Origin of the sequence: Gordonia sp. 135, from assembly GCF_009720185.1 — a bacterium.
Taxonomy (GTDB): Bacteria; Actinomycetota; Actinomycetes; order Mycobacteriales; family Mycobacteriaceae; genus Gordonia; species Gordonia alkanivorans.
Genome location: NZ_CP046257.1, coordinates 4,006,902 through 4,023,572 on the forward strand (window position 1 = coordinate 4,006,902; position 16,671 = coordinate 4,023,572).

Genomic DNA, 16,671 nt, shown 5'->3' on the forward strand with positions numbered 1-16,671 from the left:
GGGCCGTCGAAAGTCACGTGCTGATCACCAGATCATCGGGGCGAAGAATTTCGTGGCGAACGCACGGGCCTGTTGCGGATCGGTACGGGCAGGGTCCGACGGCGGGGTCTCCAGGAGCGAGATCACCAGTCGCACATGGATCTCGACGGCCTCGAGCAGGTCCTCCACCGGCATCTGCGCACCCTCGTCGCGCAGGGTGGCGGCGACCCGATCGGTGACCATGTCGATGAACAGCGACGTCATCTTCGCGGTGACGCTCTTGATCTCGGAGTCGGTGAGGACGATCCGGCTCAGCGACGGATCGGACTTGACCAGCTCGGCGCCCACCGCGAAGGCCTCGACCAGGGCATCCTTGGGGCCCATCCCCTTGACCGATTCCTCGAGTTTCTTCATGCCCCGCTCGTAGGCGTCGTTGGCGACGGCGTAAAGGAGGGCCTCCTTGTTGGGGAAGCGGCGGTAGAGCGTGCTGCGGCTGACGCCCGCACGGGCCGCGACCTCGTCGATGTTGGCGCGCCGCACCCCGACCTCGGCGAACTCCGAGCCCGCGGCGGCGAGGATCGCGGCCTCCTGGTCGGCCGGGCTGGCGGTGTTGCGCACCTTGCGGTTGGACGAGCGAACGCCCTTCCCCTTTGCAGCGCTGTTCACGGTGTCCTTCACGAGATTGTCCGACACGCGACTCACCGACGCCGGAGGGTCACGGGGAGCCTGTCCTTGGGCACGGGCAGCGCGCTGTAGTCCATGGGCAGGACGTAGTCGGCCGGCACCGACCACTCGTACCCGCGGAGCAGGTGGTGCATGATCGTCTTGATCTCCATCTGGCCAAAATACAGGCCGATACATTTGTGAACGCCACCACCAAATGGCATCCAGGCGAAGCGGTGGGACTTGTCCTCGGCGCGTTCGGGACCGAACCTCTCCGGGTCGAACATGTCAGGGTTGGTGAAGAACTCGGGATCCCGATGACTGGACAGGGATGACGTGGTGACGATGGTGCCCTCGGGGACGTAGAAGCCCTCGATCGAGGTGTCCTTGACCGCCATACGGGGCTGCGCCGGGACCGGCGGGCACAGTCGGAGCGACTCCTTCATCACCAGATCCAGGGCCGTCATGCCGGCGAGAGCGTCGTAGCCGAGTTCCGGTCCGAGTTCGAGGGACTCGGCGCGGGCGCGGTCCTGCCACTCGGGATGCTTGGCCATGTTGTAGGCCATCTGGGTCATCGTGATGGTCGAGGTGTCGTGCGCGGCCATGAGCACGAAGATCATGTGGTTGACCACGTCCTCGTCGGCGAAGCTGTGCCCCTCATCGGTTTCCGCGTGGCACAGGACCGAGAAGAGATCCGGCGTCTCCCGCGCGCGCTTGGCCGCGATGTTGGCGTAGAAGAACTCCTCGAGGACCTTGCGAGAACGCAGTCCCTTCCACCATCGTCCACCGGGCACGGGTTTGCGTACGTAGGCAACGCCGGCGCGGACGGTGTCGATGAACGCCTTGTTGATCCGGTCGGCCTCGTCCCTGGGCAGGTTCAGCCCGAGGAAGACCTCGAGCGCGAGGTCGAGGGTGAGTGCCTTGAACTGGTCGAACAGCTTCACCGAACCGACCGGGAACTCCGCGACGCGCTCGGCGATCATCGGCTGCATCTCCTGCAGGTAACCCTTGAGCGCGGTGGTGCCGAACGCCTGCTGCAGTATCTGCCGGTGATGACGGTGCTCGTCGAAGTCGAGGAGCATGACGCCGCGGTTGAAGAAGGGACCGATGAAATAGCTCCACGCCGGACCGTTGGCGAAGGCCCGGTCCTTGTTCATCAGGAGTTCCTGGGCGGCCCGCGGGTTTCCGGTCATGACCATCTGCACACCGAAGGCGTTCAGCCCGGACACGTTGCCGAACTGCGCCCGGCGACGGTCGGCGAAGCCGAACGGGTCACGCCGCATCGACATGATCTCGAGGGAGCTGTTGCGGCCGGAGCACGGGATGGCCTGCAGGTCGCTACCCGCCGGCGGGGTCGCCAGTACCGATGCCATCGACCGTCTCCTTCCGAACAGAGAGCCCTACGGAATGTGATCCACATCGCATACTAGACCATGTTGAGACGATTCGGTAAAAGCGTTCCTAACTCACTCCTCGACGAGCAGGCGATGACACCGCCGCAGCCGATCCCGCCACCACTGTCTGCGGCCCTCCGGGGCGGCATGCGCAACGGCGTCGACGTCGGCATCGGGACCGAACCAGCGCGGTTCGACGACACCGTCACGCATCAGGAACGACGGTGCGACGTCGGCGGTGAACAGCGAGCCCGTGCCGAGTCCGCAGGCGAGGTCGAGCCGAGGCAGCGCCGCCGCCGCGGCGACCCCGGCCGCCATGCCGACTGCGCTGTCGAGCGCACTCGACACCACCACGTCGAGACCCAGGGTGTCGGCCAGTTCGAGCGTGGCACGCATCCCCCCGAGGGGCGCCACCTTCACCACGGCGACATCGGCGGCATCCGCGGCGACCACGCGCAATGGGTCGTCGGCCTTGCGGATGGATTCGTCGGCGGCGATCGGGACCTCGACCGCACGCCGCACCTGCGCGAGCTCCTCGACCGTGCGGCAGGGCTGTTCGGCGTACTCGACGTCGCCGATCGCACGTAGGGCGGTGATCGCCTCGTCCACCGACCAGCCGCCGTTGGCGTCGACCCGCACCCTCCCGATCAGCTCACGTGTCGCCGCGACCCGCGCGACGTCGTCGTCGAGCGTCTGACCCGGTTCTGCGACCTTCACCTTCGCGGTCCCCGCGCCCGGATATCGCTTCAGCAGGTCGGGCACCTCGTCGGCCGGGATGGCGGGCACGGTCGCGTTGACCGGCACGGTGTCCCGGACCGCGGGTGGCGGACCGAGATAGGCGGCCTCGATACCGGCGCGCAGCCACGCGGAGGCCTCGGCGTCCTCGTACTCGACGAAGGGGCCGAACTCGCCCCACCCCGCCGGCCCGGCGAAGACCATCGTCTCGCGGAAGGTCAGCCCACGGAACCTGGTCCGCATGGGGAGGCGGACCACCACGGCCGTCGCGAGCAGGTCCTCCACGTCCGGGAGCTCCCACTCGCCCCTCATGCCGCCGGGCATCGCTTCCTCCTGAGTCGCTGGCGTCAACCTTGAACGAGGGTTGTGTGAATTCGATGGAACAACCTTTTCACTTTGTTCCAAGTCCGCTACCCTCGCTCTCATGTCAGTCAACCAGGGATTCGATGCCGGTATCCGCGAGGCGGAACCGATGATCGTCGACGACACCCCGGACACCGCCGGCGAGATCGTGCGGCCTCGGCTCGGAGCCGACTCACTCGTGTGGAAGTTCTACGGCGACTCGCGGGGCATCCTCGGCTTTCAGCGCCTGGCCGGCACCGAGAACTGCATCGAGCAGCTCGGGCAGGCCGTCCTCGACCACTCGGTGATCTTCAGCGACTTCCTCGGCCGCGCCAAGCGCACCGGACCGCCGGTGATGAAGACCGTGTATAGCACCGAACCCGAGAAATGGGGCCGCACGGTGCGCGACTTCCATCGCGACATCAAGGGCACCATCAGCGACGGTTCGCGCTACCACGCGCTGAACCCGGAGCTGTTCTACTGGGCCCACGCAACCTTCGTCGACCAGGTTCTCTACATCACCGACACGTTCATCCGTCGCCTCACCTATGCCGAGAAGGTCCAGATCTTCGAAGAAAGCAAGGTCTGGTACCAGCTCTACGGTGTCAGCGACCGCGGCCAGCCCCAGACGTACGAGGAGTTCGTCGCCTACTGGGAGGACATGCTCAACCGTTTCGTCCCCCACAAGACGATCGTCTACGCGACCGGTTACATCCGCCAGGGACTGCCCCGACCCAAGAAGATCCCGGCCCCGGTGTGGAACGTCCTGTCGGCTCCGCTCAATGCGTTCATCCGCACGGTCATCGTGGGGACACTCCCCCAGCAGATGCGCGATGTCTGCGACCTGGAGTGGAACGACAAGAAGGAGAAGAATTTCCAGCGCTTCGCCGCTTTCATGCGTGCGATCAACCCGCTGGTCAACAGGCTCCCACTCAAGTACCTCTACGTCCCGTGGGCGTACGAGGCGTGGGAAAAGGTCGGCATCGACCCCCGCCCGTTGCACAACAAGCCCGCGGCCTAACGCCCCAGGAATCCCTCGACGTGCCGGATGAACTCCGCACGGCGGTCGCGGTGCACGCTGTGCCCGGCGTCGAGGATGACGAACCGTGAGTCCGGCAGCGCCTCGCTGACCGTCCGCAGGTGGCGGGGCGGCAGGAAGCTGCGCTCCCCGCCCGAGATGACCATCGTGGAGGCGCTGACGCGAGGCAGTTCCGACCACCACTGCGGTGCGCAGACATCGAACTCGGCGACGATCTCGTCGCCCATCCGTCCGTCGAACCGGAAGACCGGGAAGGGGTTGCGCGCCAGCGCGACGAGCCCACGGATCTGCTCGCCGAGCGTCGCTTTCATGGTGATTCCCTCGGAGAGATCGGCCTCGTCCCGCGGCATCGGCGGGACCTCCTCGAGGACCATCCGACGCACACGGGACGGTTCGTACATCGCCAGCCGCAACGCGGTGTGGGCTCCGAGCGAATGCCCGACCACGTCGGCCACGTGAATCCCCAGATTGTCGAGCACGTACACCAGGTCGTCACGAAAATCGTCGAGACGGTACGGGCCGTCGGGGCGTCCGCTGCGGCCGTGCCCGCGCAGATCGACGCTGACCACACCACGACCCTGCCGTCGCAACGACGCGGCAAGCGGCCGCCAGGTCGAATGATCCGACGCCATCCCGTGGACGAGGACCACCGGCACGCCACGGTCGGGTTCACCGGCCACCCGGACCGCCAGGTCGGGTTCGGCACGTCGACTGAGCACACGCATGCCCTCGAGCCTACGAAAGGCGGCCTTGCGCGCCCCGTCACACTCGGGCTTTCTCGGGTTCAGAGTTCGTCGACGATCCGTTCACGGGCGTCGGTATTCGTCCTCGGTGAGAGCACCCACGCGATACAGGTCGTCGAGTGACGAGAGCCGGTCGGCGAAGGTGCGCGTCCCACCCTCCGACAGACCTGTCGATGGCATCGGATCGCTCATTGATTCCGTTGCCTCCCAGTCAATTTCGGACTCCTGACTGGCAGGGTCCACGAGCACCGCCAGCCGGCGGCGGTACAGCGCCGGCTGCCGGAAGATCGGGACCACCGTGCGGGTGTTCACCCCGAAGGGGACCAACCCCGACCCCGAGATCCGCAACCCCAGCGACATGAGGGGCTGATTGTTGATCTCGACCCCGGTCTGGCCCATCGACGTCACCTCGGCGAACCCTCGTACGCCGGTGGCCCGAAGCCTCTCGGAGCGGACTCCCCGCGGTAAGACATCGATGCGACGCCGATGCCGATCAGGACGTCGAGCACTGTCACCCCGATACCGGTCCACAGCATCCACTCGGTGTCGGGCTGGTCGAACACGAAATAACAGACGAGGAGGATCGGACCCCTACGACGATGCCACCACCCGCAGACCTCTGTTCGACGATGCGACGTCGATCGAGGTCGCATCGTCGGATCGAGGTTCGGCGGTGCCGAACAGACAAAGGCGCCCGGCCGCTTTCGCGACCGGGCGCCTCTTGACTCAGAGAGTCAGTGCGTCAGGACAAGATCACTTGGTGATCTTGGTGACTCGACCCGCACCGACGGTGCGGCCACCCTCGCGGATGGCGAAGCGCAGGCCCTCGTCCATGGCGACCGGCTGGATGAGCTTGACGCTCATCTCGGTGTTGTCGCCCGGCATGACCATCTCGGTGCCCTCGGGGAGGGTCACGACGCCGGTCACGTCCGTGGTACGGAAGTAGAACTGCGGACGGTAGTTGTTGAAGAACGGGGTGTGACGGCCGCCCTCGTCCTTGGACAGGATGTATGCCTGGCCCTCGAACTCGGTGTGCGGGGTCGTGGTGCCCGGCTTCACGATGACCTGACCGCGCTCGACGTCCTCGCGCTTGAGGCCGCGGAGCAGCAGACCGGCGTTGTCGCCTGCCTGTGCGGAATCGAGGAGCTTGTGGAACATCTCGATACCGGTGACGGTGGTCTTGGTGCTCTTCTCGCGGATGCCGACGATCTCGACTTCCTCGTTCACGTTGACCTCGCCACGCTCCACACGACCGGTGACCACGGTGCCGCGGCCGGTGATGGTGAATACGTCCTCGACGGGCATGAGGAACGGCTTCTCGGTCTCGCGAACCGGATCCGGGATCGACTCGTCGACGGCAGCCATGAGCTCCTCGACCGACTTGGCCCACTCGGGGTCACCCTCGAGAGCCTTGAGAGCCGAGACCTTGACGACGGGAGCTTCCTCGTCGAAGTCCTGGGCGGCCAGCAGTTCGCGGACCTCCATCTCGACGAGCTCGATGATCTCGTCGTCGTCGACCATGTCGGCCTTGTTCAGGGCGACCAGGATGTAGGGCACACCGACCTGGCGGGCCAGCAGCACGTGCTCGCGGGTCTGCGGCATCGGACCGTCGGTGGCGGCAACCACGAGGATCGCGCCGTCCATCTGAGCCGCACCGGTGATCATGTTCTTGATGTAGTCGGCGTGACCCGGGGCGTCGACGTGAGCGTAGTGACGCTTCTCGGTCTCGTACTCAACATGCGAGATGTTGATCGTGATACCGCGCGCCTTCTCCTCAGGAGCCTTGTCGATCTGGTCGAACGCGAAGCTCTTGTTGAGCTCCGGGTACTTGTCGTGCAGCACCTTGGTGATCGCCGCGGTCAGGGTGGTCTTGCCGTGGTCGACGTGACCGATGGTGCCGATGTTCACGTGCGGCTTGGTCCGCTCGAACTTCGCCTTCGCCACTTGATTGTCCTCCTGGACTGTCGTTCTCTACTGGGCGGATCCCAGCAGGGGTTTTCATTTACGTTGTTGCGCCCGCTTGTCGGCCAGCGCGTGTCGCCAGGGCGACCGGGGAATTACTCTCCGGTGGCCTTCGCGATGATTTCCTTCGACACGTTCGCGGGAACTTCCGCGTAGGAGTCGAACACCATGGAGTAGTTTGCACGGCCCTGGGTCTTCGACCGAAGGTCTCCGATGTAGCCGAACATCTCCGACAGCGGAACCTGTGCCTTCACGACACGAGCACCACTGCGCTCCTCCATGGCCTGGATCTGGCCACGGCGGGAGTTCAGGTCGCCGATGACGTCGCCCATGTAATCCTCGGGAGTCGTGACCTCGACGGCCATGATCGGCTCCAGGATGACCGGGCCGGCCATCTTCGCAGCTTCCTTGAGGGCCTGCGAGCCGGCGATCTTGAAGGCCATTTCCGAGGAGTCGACGTCGTGGTACTGACCGTCGAGCAGGGTGACCTTCAGATTGACCAGCGGGTAGCCGGCGAGGACACCGTACTGCATGGCGTCCTGGGCGCCGGCATCCACCGACGGGATGTACTCGCGCGGGACTCGACCACCGGTGACGGCGTTGTCGAATTCGTAGGTCGCACCGTCCTCGGCGTCCACGAGGGGCTCGAGCTTGATGATGACCTTCGCGAACTGACCCGAACCACCGGTCTGCTTCTTGTGGGTGTACTCGTGCTTCTCGACCGTCTTGCGGATGGTCTCGCGGTACGCCACCTGCGGCTTGCCGACGTTGGCCTCGACCTTGAACTCGCGCTTCATGCGGTCGACCAGGATGTCGAGGTGGAGCTCGCCCATACCGCCGATGACGGTCTGGCCGGTCTCCTCGTCGAGCTTGACCGAGAAGGTCGGGTCCTCTTCGGCCAGCTTCTGGATCGCGGTGCCCAGCTTCTCCTGGTCGGACTTGGTCTTCGGCTCGATCGAGACGTTGATGACCGGGTCCGGGAAGCTCATGGACTCGAGCACGATCGGGTTCGCCGAGTCGCAGAGGGTGTCACCGGTGGTGGTGTCCTTGAGACCGATCATCGCGTAGATGTGACCCGCGGTGGCGTCCTCGACCGGCATCTCCTTGTTGGCGTGCATCTGGAAGAGCTTGCCGATGCGCTCTTTCTTGCCCTTGGTCGCGTTGAGCACCTGGGTGCCCGCGGTGATGTGGCCCGAGTAGACACGCACGAAGGTCAGCTTGCCGAAGAACGGGTGAGCCGCGATCTTGAACGCGAGAGCCGAGAACGGCTCGTCGGCGGACGGCTTGCGCGAGAGGATCTCTTCCTCGTCGCCCACGGCGTGACCCTCGACCGACGGCACGTCCAGCGGGGACGGCAGGTAGTCGATGACCGCGTCGAGCATGGGCTGGACGCCCTTGTTCTTGAACGCCGAACCACAGATGACCGGGTAGAGCTCACGGCTCACGGTCAGCTTGCGGATAGCTCCCTTGATCTCCTCGACGGTGAGCTCTTCGCCGCCGAAGTACTTCTCCATGAGGGCTTCGTCGGACTCGGCAACCGTCTCGAGCAGCGCCTCGCGGTACTCGGCAGCCTTCTCGACCAGGTCGGCCGGGATCTCCTCGATCGTCGGCTCGGCACCGGTCGGCACGACGCCGCGCCAGGTGATGGCCTTCTGCTCGATGAGGTCGACGACGCCGTCGAAGTTGTCCTCGGCACCGATCGGGAGCTGCAGGACCAGCGGCTTGGCGCCGAGACGGTCCTTGATGGTCTGGACGGTGAAGTAGAAGTCCGCGCCCAGCTTGTCCATCTTGTTGACGAAGCAGATACGGGGGACTTCGTACTTCTCGGCCTGACGCCACACCTGCTCGGACTGCGGCTCGACGCCTTCCTTGCCGTCGAAGACCGCAACCGCGCCGTCGAGGACGCGGAGGCTGCGCTCCACCTCGACGGTGAAGTCGACGTGTCCGGGGGTGTCGATGATGTTGATCTGGTTCTTGTTCCAGAAACAGGTCACGGCCGCGGAGGTGATGGTGATACCACGCTCCTTCTCCTGCTCCATCCAGTCGGTGGTCGAGGCACCGTCGTGGGTTTCACCGATCTTGTAGTTCACACCGGTGTAGAAGAGGATTCGCTCGGTCGTGGTGGTCTTGCCGGCATCGATGTGGGCCATGATGCCGATGTTGCGAACCTTGTTCAGGTCGCTGAGCACTTCCTGTGCCACTTATTCGCCTCGCAATTTCGCTAGAGCTGTTGGGTCTGAGGTGGGTCCGGCCGCGGCGACCCGAAGGCCGCCGCGGCCGGCAGTGATCACCAGCGGTAGTGCGCGAACGCCCGGTTGGCCTCGGCCATCTTGTGGGTGTCCTCGCGGCGCTTCACCGAAGCACCGAGGCCGTTGGAGGCGTCGAGCAGCTCGTTGGCCAGGCGCTCGACCATCGTCTTCTCGCGACGCTGACGGCTGAAGGTCACCAGCCAGCGGAGCGCCAGGGTGTTGGCGCGGTTCGGCTTGACCTCGATCGGCACCTGGTAGGTGGCGCCACCGACGCGGCGGCTCTTCACCTCGAGGGTGGGCTTGACGTTGTCGAGCGCGCGCTTGAGGGTGACGACGGGGTCGGTGCCCGTCTTCTCGCGGGCCTGCTCGAGGGCGCCGTAGACGATGCGCTCGGCGGTCGACTTCTTGCCGTCCAGCAGGATCTTGTTGACCAGCTGGGTGACCAGCGGCGAACCGTAGACCGGGTCGTTGATCAGGGGGCGCTTGGGTGCGGGTCCTTTACGTGGCATGACTTATCAGTTCCCCTTCTTCGCGCCGTAGCGGCTACGGGCCTGCTTGCGGTCCTTGACACCCTGGGTGTCGAGCGAGCCGCGGATGATCTTGTAGCGCACACCCGGGAGGTCCTTCACACGACCGCCGCGGACGAGCACCATCGAGTGCTCCTGCAGGTTGTGGCCTTCACCGGGGATGTACGCGGTGACCTCGACAGAGCTGGTCAGACGCACACGGGCGACCTTACGAAGAGCCGAGTTCGGCTTCTTGGGGGTGGTGGTGTAGACGCGGGTGCACACGCCACGACGCTGCGGGCTTCCCTTGAGGGCCGCGGTCTTGGTCTTTGCAGCCTTGTCATGACGGCCCTTGCGGACCAGCTGGTTGATTGTTGGCACTAGGTGTTCATTCCTCTTTGTTGTCAGTTGTGGTTGGTGCTCCGGGCAAGCTCACGGATCTCGGCTCTACGCCGCCTCCGGCGTGCTTCCACAACTCGCCCCACCAGTGCATTCACACTGGTCAGTACATTTTCGCTACCCCGAGGTCGGGCGTGTCATACACTCGACAGCGGATTCGCTTGTCAGCCCACGGACCGCCCGTGCCCCGAGTCGGTCGATCTCAGGGCCGGCTCGAGAGCCGTTGGCCGGGCATGCGGACTGGCCCAGCATGGGCCGGGCACCGACGATCCACTCTACCGATCGGGTTTGCACAGGTCAAAAAACGGATCCTCCGCGCGACCTGCAGGTGAACAGGTCGTGTGCGCTGGGGTCCGGCGACGCTGAGACATGGCATTACCTTGTCCACTCTTACACCCCCGAACCCGACGCGTCGAGCCTTCGGCGAACCGCCGCCCGACCGGTACCCGCCGGCGCTCCGACCTGGGCCCGGACCTTCGCGATCGATGCCGCGAACGGACTGTCCGGATCCATCGGCCGCCCAATCGGCGAACTCTGGCCGCCGAACCACCGGTCGACGATCGTCGCCTGGCGTTCGAGGTTGTGGTCGGCCCACGCGTGGTGAGCATCACCCGTCCCCCGGATGCCGTAGACGTTCTCGCCGAGTTCGTGCCGCGCCTGAACCGCGAGCGCATCGGCCAGGAACGACGCCGCGGACCGGGCGCCAACGATCTGCCGGGCGTGCACGAGTTCATGGACCAGCAGTTGGCCGGGCACTGGATAGGCCCCGGGACCGGCCCCGAGGGGCGCGTCGAACATCGCGCCGAGATTGCAGAGGATGCGCCCATCGACCCCGGGCACGGTGAACGCGCGTCCCCTTCGTCCGGCGAGATCGGTGAGGATGACGTCGTCGAGCCATCCGGCGGGCCCGAAGACGAGCTCGGCGGTTCGCCGTTCCTCATCGCACAGGGGGCGGTGCCGAAAACTGAGGCGGGCGACGATCCCTGCGGCGGCGCCGGCCATCCCGGCGATCACGAGACCCAGAGGCCCGAACCAGACCGTGGCGATCGCGACGTGCGCGGCGACGAGGACTCCGTCGGTCGACGCCGGTCCCGCCGGTAGACGTACACCTCCGACTCGATGAGCGAGCGACAGCACGACACCGAGGAACCGGCCGTAACCGCGAGCCACGTGGATGAGGAGTCGTCGGCGCATCAGTGTCTCAGTCCCGCACGGCCATGACGACCAGGCCGGGGCCGACGTGCTCGTCGGCGGGCAGCCGGAGCTCGGCGACGGGGCGCAGACCGGCCTGCTCGATCAATCCGACGTACTTCTCCGGCGACCACTGATGGGTCGTCCACTCGACAGGACCGCCGTAGGCCTCGGTGCGTCGCACGTCCTCGTCGCCCGAGTGGGTACCGGTGATGAAGCAGCCGCCCGGCATCAATGCGCGGGCAAATGAGGCCAGCACCTGCGGGAGAACGTCCCGCGGGAGATTGAACAACGACCACCACCCCAGGACACCACCCAGCGATGAATCGGCGAGATCCAGCTCGGTCGCCGAGCCGACCTCGAATCGGCAGGACGGGTGCAGGCGACGCGCGTTCTCGATCATGCGCGGCGAGAGGTCCACGCCGGTCACGTCGAGTCCGCGGTCGGCGAGATAGGCGGTCACGGTCCCGGGTCCGCAGCCGACGTCGAGCACGGGACCGATGCCCGCCACCGAATCGATGAACGCATCGAGTGCGGCCTTCAGCCACGGACGGCAGCGAGGGTCGCCGATTCCGGTGTCCACCACCAGTCGGACGTAGTCGTCGGCCACACGGTCGTAGGACTCACGGACAGCGTCGAGGTCGGCCGGTCGATCAACGGGGTCGGCGCGCATGCGCCCACGATATGACCCGGGTACGACGCCGCCCCCTGTCCGGGGATCCGGGCAGGGGGCGGGTCGTGGAAAGCCGTGCGCCTACGGAGTGTTGAACCAGGCGACGACCGACGGCCATGCCTTCGGGTTCGACTCGCCGTACCCGATGTACGCACCGATGAACGCACCCACGCCGGCACCGATCCAACCGAAGACGATGAACCCGATGAGGCCACCGATCAGCGTGTAGAGGGGCGTGTTCCCCCGCCAGCCCTTGTTCAGTTCCGCCCACATGATGTCGTAGCGCTGAGCCTTGGTCAGACGCTTCTGCTTGGCTGCGTCGGTGGCTGCCGAGTCGAGCAGCGCACGGAGGTCCGGGCTGACCGTGGGGGTCAGAGTGACCCGCGACCGGTCCACGCTGACCGCGGCGCGCAGCGGAACGGTGAACCCGTCCATCTGCCCCGACAGCGGCATCGACGACACGGTGCGACCGCGGGAATCGAGGATCTGCAGCGCCCCCGCCGGGCTGACCACGACGCTGCCCCCGCGCACGTCGACGATCACGCTCTTGTGGTCCCCGGCGATCGCCGCGGACGCCGTCGGGAGCGCCACCGTCGCCGGTACCGCATGTGCCGTCGCAACGGGAACGGCGATGAGTACTGCACCCATCATGGCCAGCGCCATGATCCCTGCCCTGAGGTGCTTCATGTGTGGATTCTCTCTCTCACGAGGATCTTTCGGCCCGTGCTCGGGCCGCGATGATCATATCGGAGAAGAGACACCTCCCCGCAATCGTCTCAACAGGCCAATCCTGCCCAACGGGTCGACGAATCACATTGCCGCGCAGAAAGATTGAGAATCGTGAGCGGGATCACTCCGGGGTCTGGGGCAGTTTCACCTTCGCGCCACCGGGTTTCGCCGGATTCGACGGCGGCGGGACCACCGGACCGATGTCGCCGTCGGGCGCCTCGTCGAGGTCGACGATGACCGGCGCGTGATCACTGGGCTTGCTGCCCTTGCGCGCCTTGCGGTCGATCCAGGCCGCCTCGACCCGGCCGGCGGCCGACTCACCCGCCAGGATGAGATCGATCCGCATGCCCAGGTCCTTGTGGAACATTCCGGCACGGTAGTCCCAGTAGCTGAAGACCCGGTCATCCGGCCAGCGGTCACGGACCACGTCGCGCAGACCCAGCGCCGCGAACTCGGCGAGCGCGGCACGTTCCGGAGGGGTGACGTGCGTGTGCCCGGCGAAGGCGTCGGGATCGAACAGATCCGCGTCGGCGGGCGCGATGTTCATGTCGCCGCAGAGGAGCGTCGTCGACGGGTCGGCGACCGCCTTCGCGAGAGCGGCGAGCCATTCGAGTTTGTACGTGTAGTGATCCGAGTCGGGGCTGCGGCCGTTCGGCACGTAAAGGGAGTGGATGCGCAGACCGCCGCACACCGCAGAAATCGCGCGGGCCTCGAGCGTCTCCGGCGTCGGATAACCCGGCATGCCGGCGAAGCCGACGCGCACGTCCTCGAGCCCGACCCGCGAGAGCAGCGCGACACCGTTCCACTGGCCCTGCCCCGCGTGCGCGATCTCGTAGCCACGTTCGGCGAGATCGGCGCCGAGGACCTCGTGGAAGGCGTCGTCGGAGAGCTTGGTCTCCTGCAGGCAGACGACGTCGGGGCGACGTTCGTCGAGCCATGGGAGGAGGCGCGGAATCCGCTGTTTCACCGAGTTCACGTTCCAGGTCGCGACGCGCATGGGCCCACGGTAGTACGACACACCGACGCCGATCCGAGGCGGCGTCCGGGCTTTCCTTCGTCGGTGATGTGTGTCACGTTGGTCTCATCGACACTCTCCCTTCCCGTCCCGATCGAACGCCGCAGCGCCCCGTCATCGAGCACTCGTGGCGTCGGTCGGCGATGTCGGGAGTGCGGCCGGAGGACAACACTCCCGCACGTACGCACGACATCGGTTCCGCCGACCCCCTGCTCGACGCAGCGCGCCCCGTCCTCGACGACGCGGCGGCTCGTCTCGCCGACACCGACGTGTCCCTGCTGCTCGTCGATCACGAGTGCCGCATGGTGACGCGGGTGGCGTTCGGAACGACCGTCGAACGTCGGCTCGACGCGATCGGCGCGGCGCCCGGCGTCCCGTTCGGGGAGGACATGGTCGGGACCACCGCGCTCGGCACACCCGCGGAGACGCGCGGCGGGGTGATCGTGAACAGCACCGAGCACTACCTCGAACAGTTCCGGACGATCAGCTGCTTCGGGCAGCCGATCATCCATCCCGCGACGCGGCGCCTGGCCGGGATCATCTGCATGTCCGAGATCGCCGATCGCATCAACCCGCTCGCGGTCCCGGTCGTCAACGGCATCGTGGCCGACATCGCCGACCGGTTGCTCGACCGGTCCCGTGCGCACCAGCGCCGCGTGCTCGACGCCTTCCAGCGCGCCGCCCCGCGCCGGGACGTCGCGGTGGCCGCGATCGGCGACGACCTGCAGCTCACCAATGCCCTGGCCGCCGAACTGCTCTCCCCCACCGACATCGGCGCGCTGCGGGCGATCGCCACCGACCCGGCGCTGCGTTCGACGACGCTGCCGTTGACACTCGTCTCGGGCGCCGAGGTCGAGATCGCCGTCGAACCGGTGGCCGGTACCCGCGGAGCCGCGCTGTTCCGCTTCCGCCCCTTCCTCACGCCGACACCGACCCGCTCGACCCCGGTCCGGCCGTCGTCGACGACCGTCGCCGTATCCGGTGAGCCGGGCACCGGGCGCACGACGCTGGCCCTCGAACTGGCCGCCGAAGCGCTGGGGACCGACGCGCTCGACACCGAGGCCGCGGCCGTGGTCGTCGACGTCGCGGACGCGCTGATCAACGGCCGGCGGGTGGACGTCGCCGCCGACCTCACCCGAGCTCGATCGTCCGGCGTCCCGCTCGTGATCGACGGCGTGGATCTGCTCGACGACCGGTCGATCGCGCTGCTCACGCACGCCACGGCGTCGACGCCGGCGGCCTCTCCGTTGCTCCTCGTCAGCGGTCCTCGTGCGCAGGCGTCTCCCGCGGTCGCCGCCCTGCTCGGGCGGTGTGCGCGGCGCGTCGATCCCGCGCCTCTACGTCACCGCAGCTCCGAGCTGGCGGCCATCGCGAGCGGCGTCCTCGGTCAGATCGATCCGGAACTCACTCTCTCCGGCCCGGCGACCGATGCCCTGCTCAGCCAGGACTGGCCGGGCAACTTCGCCGAGCTGATCGCGGTCCTGCGGGAGGCCGCGGCAGCGTGCCGGGATCGGATGGCACGCGTGATCGAGGCGACCGACCTGCCGTCTGGCTATCGGACGACGAGCCGGGCGGCCCATCTCTCCGGACGGGAGCAGGCCGAGCGCGCGGCGATCGTCGACGCACTCGACCGTGCCGGCGGCAACAAGGTCCACGCCGCGCGGGACCTCGGGATCAGCCGCACCACGCTGTACGCGCGGATGCGAGCCCTCGGGATCTAGGAGACACCGCGATGTTGCCGCGCCGGACGTCAGTCGACGAGCGGATCGGCCAGCGTGTGCCGCGCGAGGGCGGCGATGAGATCCGTTTGCGTGATGATGCCGACCAGAAGATCCCCGTCGAGCACGGGCACGGCGCCACAGCCACTGCCGGCGAGCATCGGGAGCACCGCGGTCACCGGAGCGTCGGGGGACGCGATCGGCAAGGTCGTGTCCATCACGTCGGCAGCGGTAAGCACGCTGCCGTCGCGGCGCAGCAGTCGGCCGAACATGCGGTCCGACCCACGTCGTGTCGCACCTCCGCGTAGCCGGGAGACGAGATGGATCTGGAAGACGACACCCAGGAACCGGCCTCCGCGCGTCACCACGGGCAGCGAGGTGAACCGGTGGGTGTCGAACATCTGCGCCAGTTCGGTGAGGGTCGAGTCCGGTCCCACCGTCACGAGGTCCCGGGACATGACGTCACCGGTGACGAGAGGGTCGGCGCGATGGCCGGCGACCTGGAGTTCGGCGGCCCCGATGAGTCGCGCGAGGTCGGCGACCCCGAGGTTGAGGGACTGGCTGTAGCGGTTGAGGATGTCGGTCAACTCGTCCTCGTCCAGCCCGATCCGTGCGGTGGCCGACGACTCGTCGTCGAACCGGCGGTACGGATACCGGCGTCCGGTCAGGCGTGCGTACACCGCCGCGAGCGCGACCAGCGCGATCGTCCCGACCGCGACGGGAGCCAGGGCGAACCGGAATCCGAGAGCGTGGACCAGGTCCGGACTGAGCCCGGCGGTCATCGCGACCGCACCACCCGGCGGATGCACCGCCCGGCAGATCACCATGGCCACGACCGCCGCACCGACCGCGAGCGGGACGCGCAGCTGACTCGGCGAGACCAGCAGTGTCACCGCCACGGCGGCGAACGCCGACACGGTGTTGCCGACGACCGCCGACCACGGCTGGGCGAGCGGACTGTTGGGTGCGGCAAACAGCAGGACCGCCGACGCCCCGAACGGCGCGATCAGGAACAGGCCCGCGTTCAGGTCGACGCCGGACGTGGCGAGGACGAGTCCGACGAGCCCGAGACCCAGGGCCGAGCCGACCCCGGCACGCACCGACTCGCGCGTCGGCACGGACGCCCCCGACGGCCCCCACGACTGCAGCGCACCGCTGAAACGATCGGCCATGCGCGCTGCCATCGGTTCCCTCTCTGCGTGAACAGGCAGCCATCGCTGCCCCCGGACACGCTAGCGACGCCGCGCAACTCGCCTTTCGCGACCTCCTGTTCACGTCATTCGTTCACGACAAAGCGGACTGTTCAGTTTCTGGACACGGCGACCACCCCGATA

General features: G+C 67.0%; 17 protein-coding genes. 2 read left to right on the plus strand and 15 right to left on the minus strand.

Annotated features, from left to right (window positions below):
• Positions 1-24 precede the first annotated feature (24 nt).
• From GKZ92_RS18175 to GKZ92_RS18185, 3 genes are all read right to left on the minus strand, one after another.
• Complete coding sequence (locus tag GKZ92_RS18175; protein ID WP_035753510.1) at positions 25-672, minus strand: TetR/AcrR family transcriptional regulator; 648 nt, start codon at positions 670-672, stop codon at positions 25-27.
• A gap of 5 nt (positions 673-677) precedes the next feature.
• Positions 678-2,015, minus strand: a complete 1,338-nt coding sequence (locus GKZ92_RS18180; protein ID WP_035753507.1) for a cytochrome P450 — start codon at positions 2,013-2,015, stop codon at positions 678-680.
• 93 nt (positions 2,016-2,108) lie between these two features.
• Positions 2,109-3,095: an o-succinylbenzoate synthase gene (locus GKZ92_RS18185; RefSeq protein ID WP_006360282.1), complete on the minus strand. Its 987-nt coding sequence runs from the start codon at positions 3,093-3,095 to the stop codon at positions 2,109-2,111.
• 100 nt (positions 3,096-3,195) lie between these two features.
• Here GKZ92_RS18185 and GKZ92_RS18190 point away from each other — a divergent pair, with 100 nt between their 5' ends.
• A complete protein-coding gene (locus tag GKZ92_RS18190; RefSeq protein WP_006360283.1) occupies positions 3,196-4,134 on the plus strand; it encodes an oxygenase MpaB family protein in 939 nt (312 codons plus the stop codon).
• Here GKZ92_RS18190 and GKZ92_RS18195 read toward each other — a convergent pair.
• From GKZ92_RS18195 to GKZ92_RS18240, 11 genes are all read right to left on the minus strand, one after another.
• Positions 4,131-4,877 carry an alpha/beta fold hydrolase gene (locus tag GKZ92_RS18195; RefSeq protein ID WP_035753618.1) on the minus strand — a complete coding sequence of 249 codons (747 nt, stop codon included), beginning with the start codon at positions 4,875-4,877 and terminating at the stop codon, positions 4,131-4,133. The genes GKZ92_RS18190 and GKZ92_RS18195 overlap by 4 nt on opposite strands.
• Before the next feature lie 81 nt (positions 4,878-4,958).
• Complete coding sequence (locus GKZ92_RS23790) at positions 4,959-5,294, minus strand: hypothetical protein (protein WP_230461831.1); 336 nt, start codon at positions 5,292-5,294, stop codon at positions 4,959-4,961.
• 5 nt (positions 5,295-5,299) lie between these two features.
• The gene (locus GKZ92_RS23795) at positions 5,300-5,458 is read right to left on the minus strand and encodes a hypothetical protein (RefSeq protein ID WP_230461832.1); all 159 of its coding nucleotides are present in this window, start codon (positions 5,456-5,458) and stop codon (positions 5,300-5,302) included.
• Positions 5,459-5,648: 190 nt separating this feature from the next.
• Positions 5,649-6,839, minus strand: coding sequence for an elongation factor Tu (gene tuf / locus GKZ92_RS18205; RefSeq protein WP_005199938.1), 1,191 nt, complete (start codon positions 6,837-6,839; stop codon positions 5,649-5,651).
• Positions 6,840-6,952: 113 nt separating this feature from the next.
• Entirely contained in the window at positions 6,953-9,058 is a 2,106-nt protein-coding gene (gene fusA, locus GKZ92_RS18210; RefSeq protein WP_006360286.1) for an elongation factor G, read from the minus strand.
• Positions 9,059-9,144: 86 nt separating this feature from the next.
• On the minus strand, positions 9,145-9,615 hold the full coding sequence (gene rpsG / locus GKZ92_RS18215) for a 30S ribosomal protein S7 (RefSeq protein WP_005199940.1): 471 nt from the start codon (positions 9,613-9,615) through the stop codon (positions 9,145-9,147).
• A 6-nt stretch (positions 9,616-9,621) separates the two neighbouring features.
• Complete coding sequence (rpsL, locus tag GKZ92_RS18220; protein ID WP_004020596.1) at positions 9,622-9,993, minus strand: 30S ribosomal protein S12; 372 nt, start codon at positions 9,991-9,993, stop codon at positions 9,622-9,624.
• A 408-nt stretch (positions 9,994-10,401) separates the two neighbouring features.
• Positions 10,402-11,205, minus strand: coding sequence for a hypothetical protein (locus GKZ92_RS18225; RefSeq protein ID WP_006360287.1), 804 nt, complete (start codon positions 11,203-11,205; stop codon positions 10,402-10,404).
• A gap of 7 nt (positions 11,206-11,212) precedes the next feature.
• Complete coding sequence (locus GKZ92_RS18230) at positions 11,213-11,875, minus strand: class I SAM-dependent methyltransferase (RefSeq protein ID WP_006360288.1); 663 nt, start codon at positions 11,873-11,875, stop codon at positions 11,213-11,215.
• 81 nt (positions 11,876-11,956) lie between these two features.
• Positions 11,957-12,562 (minus strand): hypothetical protein, encoded by a 606-nt coding sequence (locus tag GKZ92_RS18235; protein WP_035753503.1) that lies wholly within the window; start codon positions 12,560-12,562, stop codon positions 11,957-11,959.
• Between the two features lie 163 nt (positions 12,563-12,725).
• Positions 12,726-13,601, minus strand: a complete 876-nt coding sequence (locus tag GKZ92_RS18240; RefSeq protein WP_035753502.1) for an exodeoxyribonuclease III — start codon at positions 13,599-13,601, stop codon at positions 12,726-12,728.
• A 68-nt stretch (positions 13,602-13,669) separates the two neighbouring features.
• On the opposite strand from GKZ92_RS18240, the gene GKZ92_RS18245 reads away from it, so the two are divergent.
• Positions 13,670-15,340, plus strand: coding sequence for a sigma-54-dependent Fis family transcriptional regulator (locus tag GKZ92_RS18245; RefSeq protein ID WP_035753501.1), 1,671 nt, complete (start codon positions 13,670-13,672; stop codon positions 15,338-15,340).
• Between the two features lie 29 nt (positions 15,341-15,369).
• Here GKZ92_RS18245 and GKZ92_RS18250 read toward each other — a convergent pair whose 3' ends face one another.
• Entirely contained in the window at positions 15,370-16,521 is a 1,152-nt protein-coding gene (locus tag GKZ92_RS18250; protein ID WP_006360292.1) for an HPP family protein, read from the minus strand.
• Positions 16,522-16,671 lie beyond the last annotated feature (150 nt).

What these genes read in the sequence shown, in the direction of transcription:
- GKZ92_RS18235 (WP_035753503.1), bottom strand. Translation starts at nt 12,562, where the DNA reads ATGAAGCACCTCAGGGCAGGGATCATGGCGCTGGCCATGATGGGTGCA.
- GKZ92_RS18250 (WP_006360292.1), bottom strand. Translation starts at nt 16,521, where the DNA reads ATGGCAGCGCGCATGGCCGATCGTTTCAGCGGTGCGCTGCAGTCGTGG.
- GKZ92_RS18195 (WP_035753618.1), bottom strand. Translation starts at nt 4,877, where the DNA reads ATGCGTGTGCTCAGTCGACGTGCCGAACCCGACCTGGCGGTCCGGGTG.
- GKZ92_RS23790 (WP_230461831.1), bottom strand. Translation starts at nt 5,294, where the DNA reads ATGGGCCAGACCGGGGTCGAGATCAACAATCAGCCCCTCATGTCGCTG.
- GKZ92_RS18185 (WP_006360282.1), bottom strand. Translation starts at nt 3,095, where the DNA reads ATGCCCGGCGGCATGAGGGGCGAGTGGGAGCTCCCGGACGTGGAGGAC.
- GKZ92_RS18180 (WP_035753507.1), bottom strand. Translation starts at nt 2,015, where the DNA reads ATGGCATCGGTACTGGCGACCCCGCCGGCGGGTAGCGACCTGCAGGCC.
- GKZ92_RS18230 (WP_006360288.1), bottom strand. Translation starts at nt 11,875, where the DNA reads ATGCGCGCCGACCCCGTTGATCGACCGGCCGACCTCGACGCTGTCCGT.
- GKZ92_RS18240 (WP_035753502.1), bottom strand. Translation starts at nt 13,601, where the DNA reads ATGCGCGTCGCGACCTGGAACGTGAACTCGGTGAAACAGCGGATTCCG.
- rpsG (WP_005199940.1), bottom strand. Translation starts at nt 9,615, where the DNA reads ATGCCACGTAAAGGACCCGCACCCAAGCGCCCCCTGATCAACGACCCG.
- GKZ92_RS18190 (WP_006360283.1), top strand. Translation starts at nt 3,196, where the DNA reads ATGTCAGTCAACCAGGGATTCGATGCCGGTATCCGCGAGGCGGAACCG.
- GKZ92_RS18225 (WP_006360287.1), bottom strand. Translation starts at nt 11,205, where the DNA reads ATGCGCCGACGACTCCTCATCCACGTGGCTCGCGGTTACGGCCGGTTC.